General features: G+C 38.5%; 12 protein-coding genes. 10 read left to right on the top strand and 2 right to left on the bottom strand.

Annotated features, from left to right (window positions below; genetic code table 11):
* Window positions 1–10: 10 nt before the first annotated feature.
* The 6 genes from mdh (at window position 11) to MSKOL_RS02210 (ending at window position 8,075) form a co-directional block, all read left to right on the top strand.
* Entirely contained in the window at window positions 11–934 is a 924-nt protein-coding gene (mdh, locus tag MSKOL_RS02235) for a malate dehydrogenase (protein ID WP_048153434.1), read from the top strand.
* Between the two features lie 453 nt (window positions 935–1,387).
* Window positions 1,388–1,645 carry a PRC-barrel domain-containing protein gene (locus MSKOL_RS02230; RefSeq protein WP_011306735.1) on the top strand — a complete coding sequence of 86 codons (258 nt, stop codon included), beginning with the start codon at window positions 1,388–1,390 and terminating at the stop codon, window positions 1,643–1,645.
* A gap of 17 nt (window positions 1,646–1,662) precedes the next feature.
* Window positions 1,663–2,394 (top strand): tRNA(His) guanylyltransferase Thg1 family protein, encoded by a 732-nt coding sequence (locus MSKOL_RS02225; protein ID WP_048153433.1) that lies wholly within the window; start codon window positions 1,663–1,665, stop codon window positions 2,392–2,394.
* 38 nt (window positions 2,395–2,432) lie between these two features.
* Complete coding sequence (locus MSKOL_RS02220; protein WP_048117531.1) at window positions 2,433–3,386, top strand: tyrosine--tRNA ligase; 954 nt, start codon at window positions 2,433–2,435, stop codon at window positions 3,384–3,386.
* 209 nt (window positions 3,387–3,595) lie between these two features.
* The gene (locus MSKOL_RS02215; protein WP_048153432.1) at window positions 3,596–4,768 is read left to right on the top strand and encodes a hypothetical protein; all 1,173 of its coding nucleotides are present in this window, start codon (window positions 3,596–3,598) and stop codon (window positions 4,766–4,768) included.
* Window positions 4,769–5,591: 823 nt separating this feature from the next.
* A complete protein-coding gene (locus tag MSKOL_RS02210) occupies window positions 5,592–8,075 on the top strand; it encodes a CARDB domain-containing protein (protein ID WP_052725309.1) in 2,484 nt (827 codons plus the stop codon).
* 541 nt (window positions 8,076–8,616) lie between these two features.
* On the opposite strand, the gene MSKOL_RS02205 is transcribed toward MSKOL_RS02210, so the two are convergent.
* Together MSKOL_RS02205 and MSKOL_RS02200 are read right to left on the bottom strand one after the other, a co-directional pair.
* The gene (locus MSKOL_RS02205; protein WP_231592380.1) at window positions 8,617–9,003 is read right to left on the bottom strand and encodes a DUF5518 domain-containing protein; all 387 of its coding nucleotides are present in this window, start codon (window positions 9,001–9,003) and stop codon (window positions 8,617–8,619) included.
* Between the two features lie 123 nt (window positions 9,004–9,126).
* Window positions 9,127–9,444 carry a SemiSWEET family sugar transporter gene (locus MSKOL_RS02200; RefSeq protein WP_048117527.1) on the bottom strand — a complete coding sequence of 106 codons (318 nt, stop codon included), beginning with the start codon at window positions 9,442–9,444 and terminating at the stop codon, window positions 9,127–9,129.
* Between the two features lie 301 nt (window positions 9,445–9,745).
* Here MSKOL_RS02200 and MSKOL_RS02195 point away from each other — a divergent pair, with 301 nt between their 5' ends.
* From MSKOL_RS02195 to MSKOL_RS02180, 4 genes are all read left to right on the top strand, one after another.
* Window positions 9,746–10,165 carry an HIT family protein gene (locus MSKOL_RS02195; protein WP_048117522.1) on the top strand — a complete coding sequence of 140 codons (420 nt, stop codon included), beginning with the start codon at window positions 9,746–9,748 and terminating at the stop codon, window positions 10,163–10,165.
* A gap of 316 nt (window positions 10,166–10,481) precedes the next feature.
* Window positions 10,482–10,709 carry a sulfurtransferase TusA family protein gene (locus tag MSKOL_RS02190; protein WP_048117519.1) on the top strand — a complete coding sequence of 76 codons (228 nt, stop codon included), beginning with the start codon at window positions 10,482–10,484 and terminating at the stop codon, window positions 10,707–10,709.
* Between the two features lie 18 nt (window positions 10,710–10,727).
* Window positions 10,728–11,147 carry a DsrE/DsrF/DrsH-like family protein gene (locus MSKOL_RS02185; RefSeq protein WP_048123572.1) on the top strand — a complete coding sequence of 140 codons (420 nt, stop codon included), beginning with the start codon at window positions 10,728–10,730 and terminating at the stop codon, window positions 11,145–11,147.
* A 336-nt stretch (window positions 11,148–11,483) separates the two neighbouring features.
* Window positions 11,484–12,650 carry a cysteine desulfurase family protein gene (locus MSKOL_RS02180; RefSeq protein WP_048153431.1) on the top strand — a complete coding sequence of 389 codons (1,167 nt, stop codon included), beginning with the start codon at window positions 11,484–11,486 and terminating at the stop codon, window positions 12,648–12,650.
* Window positions 12,651–12,723: the final 73 nt, after the last annotated feature.

The raw sequence follows: 12,723 nt of genomic DNA, 5'->3' as shown, positions 1-12,723 counted from the left end.
TGTGCAGTTAATGGCTAAAATTTCCGTGATTGGTGCAGGAAACGTAGGGGCAACTACAGTCCAGCGACTAGCTGAACTTGAACTTGGCGAAATTGTCATGACGGATATTGTGGAAGGACTACCGCAAGGAAAAGCCCTTGACCTTATGCAGGCAGGAGCAATAACAGGTTATGATACTTCAATAATTGGGACCAATGATTATGCAGATATCGTGGACTCCGATCTTGTAATAATTACAGCAGGGATTGCAAGAAAACCCGGAATGACCCGGGAAGATCTGATTAAAACAAATTCTAAAATAATAGCAGAGGTTTCCAGAAATATTGCAAAGTATGCTCCAGAATCCATAGTAATTAATGTCACAAATCCGCTTGACATTATAACTTACATAGCTATGAAATCAACAGGATTTGAGACAAAGAAAGTATTCGGAATGAGCGGAGTTCTGGATTCAGGGCGCTTTGCAAGCTTTATTGCAGAAGAACTGAAGTGCTCTAAAAAAGATGTGCAGGCAATGGTTATAGGAGGGCATGGAGATCTGATGGTTCCTCTTCCCCAATATACAACAGTATCAGGAGTTCCACTAACGGACCTGCTTTCAGGAGATAGAATTGCCAGGCTGGTAGAAAGGACAGTAAATGGAGGAGCCGAGATCGTGGAGCTCCTTAAACAGGGCAGTGCTTTTTATGCACCTTCCGCGGCTATTGTCTCAATGGCGGAAGCCGTGATTAAAAATACAAAGCGAATTTTGCCTGCTTCGGCTTACCTTGAAGGACAGTATGGACAGGAAGGTATTTACTTCGGTGTACCCGTAAAGCTTGGGGCATCCGGAGTAGAAGAAATCCTAGAACTCAAGCTCGATGAAAGCCAGTACGAGATTCTCAGAAAATCCTCAGAAACCATTCGAAACGTGATTTCACAGCTAGAAGTATAAAGAAATCTGGAATAAGAGATAAACTGAGATTCAAAGATGATTAATCGGAATAAAAAGAAAGGTTATATAAAAGACTGAAGAGTTCTGATCACAGGTAATTCAGAAATTTACCTGTGAACCAGAAAAATTCTCAAAAAGGTATCTTCTCATTCTGGACAGTTACAGGAAAAAGGTAAGTAAGCTGTGGGTCTATAAGAGTAAAAGCAGCTTAACACTTTTAGAACTTCCTCTTCTTAGTTCAAACATTGGACAAAGAATTTAACGAGACCACTTTTATCTCTCGCTAGTTTAAATAAGAGAATTTATTATAATAATGACTTAGATTCCATTTTACCTGAAAATGCGAGATAAAACTGACAATGATATAAGTTGGCAAAACTGTAAGATATATAAGTATGTTTTTCATATAAGATTAGGATAAAGATTTAAATTAATTTACAAAGCAGGGATATAATGCGCGCAGAACTTACATCACTTTTTGGTTTAAACGTATACACAAACGCTGGTGTTTATGTAGGGAAGTTGCAGGATCTCGTAATTGATATAGAAGATCAGAAAATTACCGGACTTGCTATTTCGGATATTAATAGGGAACTTTTTGACCTGACTACCAGGGGCGTAATTATTCCTTACCGATGGGTTATAACGGCAGCAGATATCATAATAGTAAGAGATGTTATCCAGAGATACAAAAAGAGAAAAGAAGATTAAGTTAATCTGAAAAGTACATGAAAGACCGGGAAATTTATGCTGAGATGCGCTGTATCCCTCCGGTGGTTGTGCGCGCGGACGGCAGGAATTTTAAAAATACACTTACGGACCTGGGCTTTGGAAAACCCTATGACCAAACTTTCGCCAGGGCAATGGCGGATACTGCTGAACTTTTTATTAAGAAAAGTGGTTTAAGCCCTCTCTTTGCTTACACTTTTTCGGATGAAGTTAGTTTTCTCTTTATGGAACTTCCCTTTGAGGGAAGAGTAGAAAAAATTGACTCTGTCACGGCAAGCTTTCTGGGAAGTGCACTTACGATAAATTTGCAGCTTGAAAAACCTGTGGCTTTTGATTCTAGAATAGTAGTTCTTCAAAAAGAGGAGATTCCTGCGTATTTTCACTGGAGGCAACTTGAAGCCTGGCGCAATTTTGTGGCAGCCTGGGGATATTATACGTTGAGGAATGAAGGAATAAGTAAGATTGAAGCTTCGAAATGTCTCAGAGGAAAAAAAGAATGGGAAATCCATGAAATGCTTTTTGAGAGAGGAATCAATCTTGCAACGCTTCCTCCATGGCAGAGGAGAGGAGTCATTATTTCAAAAGAAGAATACGAAATCTCGGGCTTTAATCCCGTACTTGACAAGGAGACAAAATCTTTGCGTAGAAGGGTCATTCAAAACTGGGAAACCCCGAATTTTAAATCCGAAGAAGGTATGGCGTTTTTACAGAAACTTATTAATAGGAATTAAGGTTTTGAGAATAAGAAAATAAAAGGAACGTAGAGGCAATGGACAGACTCGAACTTATAAAAAGAAATGTTCAGGAAATCGTAACTGAAGGAGAACTTGAAGAACTTCTTAACAAAAAAGAAGCTCCCCGTGCCTACGTAGGATACGAGCCTAGCGGAAAAATCCACATGGGGCACGTTCTTACAGTAAATAAACTAATTGATCTCCAAAAAGCCGGATTCGAAATTACTGTCCTGCTTGCGGACGTGCATGCTTATCTTAATCGGAAAGGCACGCTTGAAGAAGTCCGAAAGATTGCAGATTATAACAAGCGCTGCTTTATTGCCCTCGGGCTTGACAAAGAAAAAACTAATTTTGTTTATGGGTCTGACTATCAGCTTGGAGCAGAGTACATGTTAAATGTTCTCAAACTTTCAAGGGCAGTAACTCTGAACAGGGCTCGCAGGAGCATGGATGAAGTCGGGCGTGCTATGGATGACCCAACCGTTTCTCAGATGGTATATCCACTGATGCAGGCTATTGATATCGCTATGCTCGGAGTTGACATCGCAGTTGGAGGTATTGACCAGAGAAAAATCCATATGCTTGCCCGTGAAAATCTAAAGAATCTCGGATTCGAAACTCCGATCTGCATTCATACCCCAATTCTTCTGGGATTAGATGGAACCAAGATGGCTTCATCAAAGGAGAATTTTATTTCGGTGGATGACACTGAAGAAGAGATCTACAAAAAGCTTAAGAAAGCCTACTGCAAGATAGGAGACACGGAAGAAAACCCAATTCTCGCTCTTTTCCGCTACCATATATTTCCGAGATACGAAACTGTTGTCATAGAGAGACCTGAGAAATTCGGTGGAAATATAACATATATGAGTTACGAAGAAATGGAAAATGCTTTTGTAGCAGAAAGTGTTCATCCAATGGACCTGAAAAATTCAGCCGCAAAGTATATAAATGAGATTCTTGACACTGTCAGAAAAGTTCTGCTTTAAATTATGGTATGGCCGGGCTCTTCTCGGCCACTTCATAGAAAAATATAAGTACAGAATCTATATCCAAAGTATAAGATATAGGTTCTGTAAAACTCGTTGCTTAAAATACGGGACTTATTTTAGAAATTAAGGAAGCTTCTGGATAAAACGTTATATAGCTATAGATCATAGAATATTTAAAGGGTCATCTAGTTATTCAGGGTGCTTTTATGAAATATATTTACCAGGACTCTACGGAACTGCCTGTACAGCGGGATTTCATTGAGGATCTGAGAACTTTTTTAGATATAACTTCCCGAGTAATCCCTCTGGAAAACTCCATAATAGAGATAAAGTGCAAGCAGAAAGAAGCGCTTCATGAATTGAAGAGTAAAATAGAAGGAATGAATTATTTTGAAGAGAAGCTTGAGACTTTACTCAGAAAATTAGTAAACGAAGTTGATATAGAGGATATTATACCCTGTACTAATGCAATCCTGCAAACCTGCAGTGAAAATCTCGGGAAAAGAAGAGAAATCCTCAAAGCCGAGTATACAAAAATAGAAAATGGGACTCCCGAAGAATATAAAAAAATTGAAGAAAATATACTTGAAGTTCTTAGCAGGTTTTTAATTACAGGAGTTTACGGAGCTGAAAAGAGATTTGAACTTTCCAGCAATACAAATGGCATTTCAGGAGAAATGGAAGGTTGGGTCTCTGGTTTGCAGTATCATTACACACTCACTTTTACAGAAGAGACTCTGACAGTAGAAAAACTACTTGGAAACTTAAGCCTGCCAGGATGGGCGCGGGCAGGCATCCTGAGAAAAGAAGAAAAAATAAAAATGCAGAACCTTTCCGAATTTCTTGTAACTTTTCTGGAGTATGACACTCAGAAAAACGTGCGTATAGCCCTGGAAAACAAAAAAGCAAACCGGAAATTCAGGATTGAAGGCGGAGAGCACAGGTATTTTGTATATGAAGATGATAAGGAAATCACCTCGGATAAAGAGCTTGGGGATTTCATTGATATGGAAAAACTGGCAAGAATTCCTGAAAAAGTTAAGGATTATTTCAGGGCAAATATCCACACTTATAACCTTTCAAAAGTCCTCCTTGATGAAGAGGATGCTATTTCTACTAATCAGATCTTCGATTGCCTGAAAGTTATTGCAGAGCAGTATGGAGTAATCGTTCAGGAATGTCTGGCAAAAGGACACAATAAAGAAGAGATAACCATCAAAATGGAAGAAGCTGATGGCACACGGACTGAGAAATACATAACAAAGACCGAAATCTACACCCTACTGGCAGAGGTCGGAAGTGAAGGTATTGAGATTGCCGGAATACTTGGTGTTGACAGTAGAACTCAAATCAAAGACAAGAAATACCTGATTGTTTAAACATTTCGTGTATTATATTTTTGGAGATTTAAATATTATTTTAAAGTTAGGCAAACTCTTGAAAGTTTAATATTATAATATTCATGATATTGCTTTTAGATATTTTTTAATTATTTTCTAATTTTTTTAAGTTTTAGATTTCAATAGTTGTTACTGTTTTGATGACTTCACTGCAATTATTAACATTTATAATAGTTTCCCCAAATACATCTAAGAACAAATTAGATAGTTACGCGTGTTAATAGATAGTAAGTATTCTACAAATGAAGAATAAAGTAACTATAAATAAAAATGAATACATGAAAAAAAATAGAAATCTAATTATAGGGAACTGACGTAGGGGGTAAAAATAGAGATTTTTGTCTGAAGAATAAATTGTAATATATAAAGAGCAATTAGATTAAATTTTGAATATAATTATATAGTAATATTAGGGAAAACACAAATTAAAAATCTTAAACTTTGGGTAAAAGCATTTTGAGAACAATTAGATTAAATGGTATTTATAATTATTAATAGCAATTTTGGAGAAAAACATAAATTAAAAAACTTAAACTTTTTATAAAATCATCAAAAAATGGCATCGTAAAGAATTTATGTGGAACAAAAATGTCCTTGATTCCTACTAACATTATATTGGAACACTCACTGAAAACGCACATGAAATTTTCCAAATAGCAGACACAAAAAATGAAAGTACTTGAAAGAATTTTCATGCCAAATGAAAGATTAGGAATTTTGTCTCTATGAATTGTATGATTACAAATCAATAAGCTACTGACGTACCGGAAATTTTGGTTTACAGATGTAGGGGTGGAGGCCTATGAAAATGAAAGCCGATTTTTTTAGTTCTGTAATTTCTGTATTATTAATAATAATGACAATTTCTGGGATGATCCCAGGCATGGCATCTGCTGCAGATGAAACTAACACAAACCCCACAGATCCAACCAGTGATCTGACAATTGAGAGTATTTCTTGTAGTCCAGAGAATCCAGAACTCGGAGGAGCTGCAACCATTAGAATAGCAGTACTAAACCGGGGAACTGAAGTCTCGGAGCAAACAGAGGCAGTGTGCAAAATAGGAAATAAAGATCCGATAGATGTACCAATAATAGAAATAACCCCGGGAAATACCTTGATAGTCTCATTTACCTGGACTCCGGAAGAAGAGGGTACATTGGAAATAACGGCAACGCTGGGAGATAGTACAAAAACAATTGAAGTCGCAGTGGCAAAAGAAAAATCTGCAGATCTCGTAATAGAAAGCCTCACGGCAATCCCTGAAAATCCGGAACCTGATAGTGAGGTAACTGTCAATGCATTAGTCAAGAACACGGGAACCGAATCCTCTGAGGAGACAAAATTAACGTACAAAATTGGGGATGCAGACTCAAAAACGGTAAAAATACCGGAAATAGATCCGGGAGATAGCTCGTTAGTCTCATTTACCTGGACTCCGGAAGAAGAAGGCACAGTGACGGTAAAGGCAGCAGTGGAAGATCGCGAAAAAACGATTAAAGTAGTAGTGGCAAAAGAAACATCTTCGGATCTCAAAATAGAAAGTCTCTCCATTGACCCTGAAAACCCGGGAACCAATAGTGAAGTCACTATAAAAGCATTGGTCAAGAACGATGGAACCAAAACCTCAGAACCAACGAATATAATATATACAATTGATGGAACTGAAATAAAAGAAGAAGTTCCTGCAATAGGGGCTGGATTAGATAAACCGATTTCTCACACGTGGACAACTCCTGACAATGAAGGAACTGTAACAATAAAGGCAGCTTTAGAAGATATAGAGAATAGTGAGAAAGAAATTTCTGTGAAAATAGAAGGAGGGTCGCTTCCGGATCTGGTAATTGAAAGCCTGGACACAGAATCATCAACACAGCCTGAAGCCGGAAAAACTTTGAACTTTACCCTGAAAATAAAGAACGAGGGAGAGGCAACTGCCAATAGTAGTACTGCAAAATATAGTTTTAATGGAGCTTCAGAAGGAGAAATTTCTATCCCTGAACTTTCAGCGGGAGAAAGTACAATTACAGGATTTTCGTTTACCCCTGGAAACGAAGAAAACTTGAGTGTAACAGTGGTCGCAGATTCTGGGAATATCATTAGTGAAAGTAATGAAGACAACAATGAAATGTCAAAAACCATAAACGTAAAACGTGAGCTTCCAGACCTGAAAATAGAATCGATTTCTCTGAGTCCTGAAGAACCGCATCCTGGGGAGAATATAGCCTTTACGGCAACAGTAAAGAATAATGGTTCTGCCGCTGCTGAGAGCAGTGAAATTAAGTATGATATTAAGGGAAACAATGAAAATTATACTGGAGTTGCATCGATACCATCCCTTGCAGCAGGTGAAACCGGAACAGGCACTTTTTCCTGGACTCCAGGAAACGAAGGGCAAATTGAAATAAAAGCAACCGCAGATTCAGGAAGCATTGTATCTGAAAGCGATGAAACCAATAATGAGTTCACAAAAACAGCAACCGTATATAAAGAAACAGTTTCAAGCGATGACGGAGGAAGTGAAAGTTCAGGGTCCTCCAGCAGCAGCTCAGGAAGTAAGAGTTCAGGGTCCTCCAGTAGCAGTTCAGGAGGCGTCAGTCTTTCTAAAGAACCAGTAAGCAATGTAGAGGCAAAGGAGCTTGCCACCGGGAACGTTCAAAGTGGTTATCATATCAAGTTCGATTTTCTGGAAGGTGTCACATGCATTACATATATCGAATTTGACCCACTAAAGACATTAAAGAAGACAATTACAACTGTAGAAATGCTCAAAGATAAATCTACTTTTGTCTCAGGAGCCCCTTCTGGTAAGATATATAAATATGTGAATATCTGGGTAGGAAATTATGGAGCAGGAGTCGCCAATTATTTTGAAAATGGGTTTATAGAGTTCAAAGTTGAAAAGTCATGGCTTGAAGAGAATAATATTAGTCAGTCCCAGATAATTCTTCAATGGTATAACGAAGGCTGGGAACCGCTAGAAACCGAAAAAGTTAAAGAAGATACGGATTACGTTTATTTTAAATCGAAAACATCTGGCTTCTCCTGCTTTGCAATAACCAGTTATTCCAAAGATACGGAAAAGATAGCGGGAGGCAGTGGACTAGCAGAAGAAGAAGTGTTGAGAGACTGGAACGGTGAAACAAACACAAGTACCTTCAACGGAAGCGCAGAAACAAATGGCATGATTAAAAATCCTATGGGAAAAGCCAAAATACTTATGGCAATTTCTCTGCCTCTGTTCTTAATTCTTGTAGAGTACTTTGTGATGAAGAAAAAGATTTGAAAAACTTTTTCTTCAGAATTTTATTTCAATTAAACCTCATTTTCTTATGAAAAACATTAACACCAGCAGAAAGTCCTTTATGTTTTATGCATGTGCCAGAGGCTCAGGGTCTAGAATGTACCAGAATAGATTTACTGATAATGTTTTTTTCTATATTTGGCATGTTGACATAAGGAATTTGAATATTTTTATTGATATCGTTTTTGAACATTTGATAAGTTTACATTAAATTTAAACCTGGTTAACTTGTAGCTTAACTCCCATGACACATATAAACACTGAATTATTTTTCCAGTAAAGTTCTGTATGAGAAATTATGTTTTGATCATATGCAAACCTCACAACTGCACACATGAGGGATCATCATTTTAAAATCGATATCAACAAAAATGATCGAATATGAAATATCGACCTGCCGAATCTAGGTTTTTTACTTTCAGCTATATATTATTGTCAAACTCCGGGGAAGTTAGCCCCGATTGAAATACCATAGATGCCTGCCGTTTTACCGGCGGGAGATATCACAAGCAAGACCCTACTATCAAAATTCTCCCTTTTCAGCTAGAACAGCCCCAATTACCGAGCCAATTATACCTATCACAGCAGTATGAGCTACGATGACAATGGTAATTATAAATGCAGAGGCAGCTACAAGTCCCCCAAGAACAGGAATGTCTCTGAGTATCGATCCAAGAAATCCCCCAAGAAGAAAACCCGGAATAATCATGAAAACGGTCATCAGAACTCCGGCTTTAAGTCCTCCTCTAGAACCTCCATCTGCATAATAGCCACCTAAAAAACCTCCAAGAAAAGGAGCTATGGAATTTACTAATGGAATAAAATAGAAGACAAAAGTACAGACCATGCCTATGAGTGCTCCACCCAAAACTCTAGCTATTATCTCACCTCCACAGTAAAGAAAGTACAAATTGTGGTTATTATAACAAAATTGGTTTAATTATTCATAAATATATAGCTGGACAGTCATTATTATGTGGCATAAAAGTTCTTTCAGGTACTTTCATTTCTTTGTGCCTGTGATTAGAGAATTTCATGTGCGTTTTTTAGATAAAAATACGTCCTTTCCAGATCCTCCATACTTGCTACAAAAATTAAGAACAAAACCCGAATAGTCATTCTTAATCTTGAGCCCCAGCAGCAAGAAAGCAAGTATGAAAGAAATACTATTTGCAGCGATCAGGGCGGAATCATTTACCAGGATACCGTGAAGCATCCAGAGAAGCATGCCTGAAGTAGAGCAAATTAGCATCATAAGAGATACATCTTTTGTAGACTTCGTAGTCAAAGCTCTTAGAAGCTGTGGAGCAAAAGCTACAGTTGTCAGTGCACCTGCGATATAACCAATCATTGGGTTTCACTTCCAGAGTTTCGTTAAAGGATCACAGAAAATAGGAAATTTTCTGGGAGTTGCGATGTAATAGCAACAGAACCATACCCTTTTCGTCAAAGTTGGGGCTCTGTAACCCTAGTTTCGTATTGGGATAACAGGGCCCTTTCGCTTAGCTTAAGAGGGTTAAGACTCTCGGATCAATCAATCAATCAATTAAGGAATGATTACTTAAATAATTTTTTTATACACATATAAAATTTGCGGAAGAAACATAACCCTGATATAAGCGTATTCCCTAAAACTCTACTGGGATATAGTTATGATGGAAGATTGCCTTTTTTGTAAAATAATAGAAGGAAAACTTCCTTCGGAGAAGGTATATGAAGACGCTGCCGTTTTTGCATTTTTGGATGTTTTTCCGGCAAGCGAAGGGCATACTCTAGTAGCTCCAAAAAAACATTTTAGCAGATTTACGGATATGGATGCGGAAAGTGTCGCTTTGCTTTTTGAAGCTGCAAGGAAGATTACGGCTGCAGTTGAGAAGGCATTTTCGGCAGAAGGATCAAACATAGGAATCAATGATGGAAAAGTTGCCGGACAGGAGGTTCCCCATGTACATGTACACGTTATTCCCAGGAGAAAAGGAGACGGCGGGAGAGGGATAAAATCCGTAGTATGGACTGAGCCTGATACTGCCAATTTAAAAGAAGTTGCGGAAAAGATAAGGAGAGCGCTCTGAAAAGAAAGACTTCTCACAACAAGAGAAGTATTCCCAGACAGAATATTTTCCAGACAGAATATTTTCTAGACAGAAGTATTCCCATACAAAATATTTCCCAGACAGAATATTTTCTAGACAGAAGTATTCCCATACAAAATATTTCCCAGACAGAATATTTTCTAGACAGAATATTTCCCAGATAGAGTTTTCAATATGAAACGATAATATATTTTTCGATAATATATTTTTTTAAATTTAATGGATTTGGGGAAAGACAACAAACAGAACTGTTGTCAAAATCCTTCCGTTTCTCTTACTTTGGGGGGTAAGAATAATGGCAGAAATGGAAATCGATGTTAGAGGGCAGACTTGTCCGGTTCCGCTGGTAGAGTGTAGAAAAGCCTTAAAGAAAGCCTCTCCAGGGGATCTTGTTATTGTGAAAGGGACACATCCAGCGTCAAAAAAGGAAATTCCTATGGCCTGTGAAGCAATGGGGCTCAAAGTGCTGGAGATTGAAGATAAAGAAGGAGGAAAAGAGTGGGAGATAAAAATCCAGAGATAAGCCGGAAGAGGAATGAAAATGGGGGAAAAGACGGTCATTATACTGCATAGTGGCGATATGGATAAGGTATACAGTGCACTTATAATTGCGAACGGAGCTCTGGCAATGGGTATGGAAGCATCCATATACTTTACCTTCTGGGGGTTAATGCGCTTGAAGAAAGGAGAGCTTGATAAGGGGCCACTCTCCAAGATGAATATGCTTGGGCTTGGCAGGCAGATGATTAAACAAAGAATGAACAAAGCCAATGTTGCTTCACTTGAAAGACTGATGAATGATTTCAAGGAACTTGGCGGAAAAATAATCGCCTGCGAGATGACCATGGAAATTATGGGCTTGAGTAAAGAGGAGCTCCGAACGGAGTGGATAGATGAATGGGGAGCTGTAGGCTCATATATTCAAGAAGCACGGAATGCAAACGTAACCCTATTTATCTAAGGCCTGGAGAAATCTGAGAATTTGAACTGGAGCTTAAAGTGTCACAATAATTTGGATTTTCCGGATTTGACCTGATTTAGATACTTACCTGATTTAGATGCTTGATATTCAACTATTAGTATCCAGGAGATTATTGCCAGGAATTTATCGTATTAAAAGCCCAGGAACTTACTGGAGAATCTGAAATTTAACTGTAAAATCTAAAATTTAACTGTAAAATCTAAAATTTAACTGTAAAATCTAAAATTTAACTGTAAAATCTAAAATTTAACTGTAAAATCTAAAATTTAACTGTAAAATCTAAAATTTGATTATTTCAAATGGGGGGGAGAATAAATATTTGAGAATGTAATATACCTTGACAATGCCGCATGCACACGATTGGATGAACGTGTACTTGAAGCAATGAAGCCATATTTTTTTGATATATATGCAGTAGCAACATCAGAATTTGGCTATTCCATGGGTATTGACGCAAAAGAAGCACTCCAAAGGTCCCGCGAAAGCATAGCTTCAAAGCTCGGTGCAGATTCAGAGGAGGTTATCTTTACTTCAGGGTCCACTGAGTCAAGCAACACAGCGCTTAAAGGCGTTGCTCTGGCTCTTAAAGAAAAGAAAGGAAAACATTTTGTTGTCTCGAAGATAGAAGATTTTCCTGTGCTGAATACAGCAAAAGCTCTCGAGAGACAGGGGTTTAATGCGACTTTTCTGGATGTTGACGCTGAAGGGTTTGTAGATCTCGAAGGGCTTAAAAACGCTATTACAAAGGAAACGTTTCTTGTCTCAATCCAACAGGGGAACCAGGAAATAGGAACAGTGCAGGATTTGAAAGCTATCTCGGAAATATGTGAAGAAAAAGATGTGCTCCTGCATACGGATGCTACTCATAGCTTTACTCGGCTCCCTCTCAATGTTAAGGAACTGCCTGTAGACCTGATCACAATGTCCGCCCATACCATCCACGGCCCAAGAGGAATAGGTGCGCTTTACATCAGGAAAGACACCCCAATAACCAAACTCATGGACGGAGGTTTCCAGGAGTTTAACCTGAGGGCAGGAGTAGAAAATATTCCATCAGCCGTCGGTTTTGCAAAAGCTGTAGAGCTCGTAACTGAAGAGGAAAACCGAAGGCTCAAAGCAATGAGAGACCGCGTAATTGATAAAGCACTTTCCGAGATTCCGGACGTTACACTCAATGGCAGCCGGGAAAGACGCCTGCCTCAGAATGCAAACCTGACTTTCCATTATGTAGAAGGCGAATCCGTAACTCTGCATATGGACATGAGGGGTTTTGCAGTAAGCACGGGTTCAGCCTGTTTTAGCCGCTCCCTTGAAGCCAGCCATGTAATCAGGGGTATAGGAGGAGATCATGAGAGAGCGCATGGCTCAGTGCGTTTTACCTTTGGGCGCTATAATCATATTGAGGATGCTGATGCAGCAATTGAAGCAATGAGTGAGATAGTGGCAAGGCTCCGGGAAATAAGCCCCCTTGCAAGGAAATGAATGGGAAAAAGGTAAAAAAATAGCAAGGTGAAGCAGAATCCAGGCGATCACATAAGTAAATCAGAGAATACAA

The organism is Methanosarcina sp. Kolksee (assembly GCF_000969945.1).
Taxonomy (GTDB): Archaea; Halobacteriota; Methanosarcinia; order Methanosarcinales; family Methanosarcinaceae; genus Methanosarcina; species Methanosarcina vacuolata.
Note: the sequence above shows the minus strand (reverse complement) of the source record. Positions and strands in the feature narration are given on the sequence as shown.

What these genes read in the sequence shown, in the direction of transcription:
- mdh (WP_048153434.1), top strand. Translation starts at nt 11, where the DNA reads ATGGCTAAAATTTCCGTGATTGGTGCAGGAAACGTAGGGGCAACTACA.
- MSKOL_RS02230 (WP_011306735.1), top strand. Translation starts at nt 1,388, where the DNA reads ATGCGCGCAGAACTTACATCACTTTTTGGTTTAAACGTATACACAAAC.
- MSKOL_RS02225 (WP_048153433.1), top strand. Translation starts at nt 1,663, where the DNA reads ATGAAAGACCGGGAAATTTATGCTGAGATGCGCTGTATCCCTCCGGTG.
- MSKOL_RS02220 (WP_048117531.1), top strand. Translation starts at nt 2,433, where the DNA reads ATGGACAGACTCGAACTTATAAAAAGAAATGTTCAGGAAATCGTAACT.
- MSKOL_RS02215 (WP_048153432.1), top strand. Translation starts at nt 3,596, where the DNA reads ATGAAATATATTTACCAGGACTCTACGGAACTGCCTGTACAGCGGGAT.
- MSKOL_RS02210 (WP_052725309.1), top strand. Translation starts at nt 5,592, where the DNA reads ATGAAAATGAAAGCCGATTTTTTTAGTTCTGTAATTTCTGTATTATTA.
- MSKOL_RS02200 (WP_048117527.1), bottom strand. Translation starts at nt 9,444, where the DNA reads ATGATTGGTTATATCGCAGGTGCACTGACAACTGTAGCTTTTGCTCCA.
- MSKOL_RS02195 (WP_048117522.1), top strand. Translation starts at nt 9,746, where the DNA reads ATGATGGAAGATTGCCTTTTTTGTAAAATAATAGAAGGAAAACTTCCT.
- MSKOL_RS02190 (WP_048117519.1), top strand. Translation starts at nt 10,482, where the DNA reads ATGGCAGAAATGGAAATCGATGTTAGAGGGCAGACTTGTCCGGTTCCG.
- MSKOL_RS02185 (WP_048123572.1), top strand. Translation starts at nt 10,728, where the DNA reads ATGGGGGAAAAGACGGTCATTATACTGCATAGTGGCGATATGGATAAG.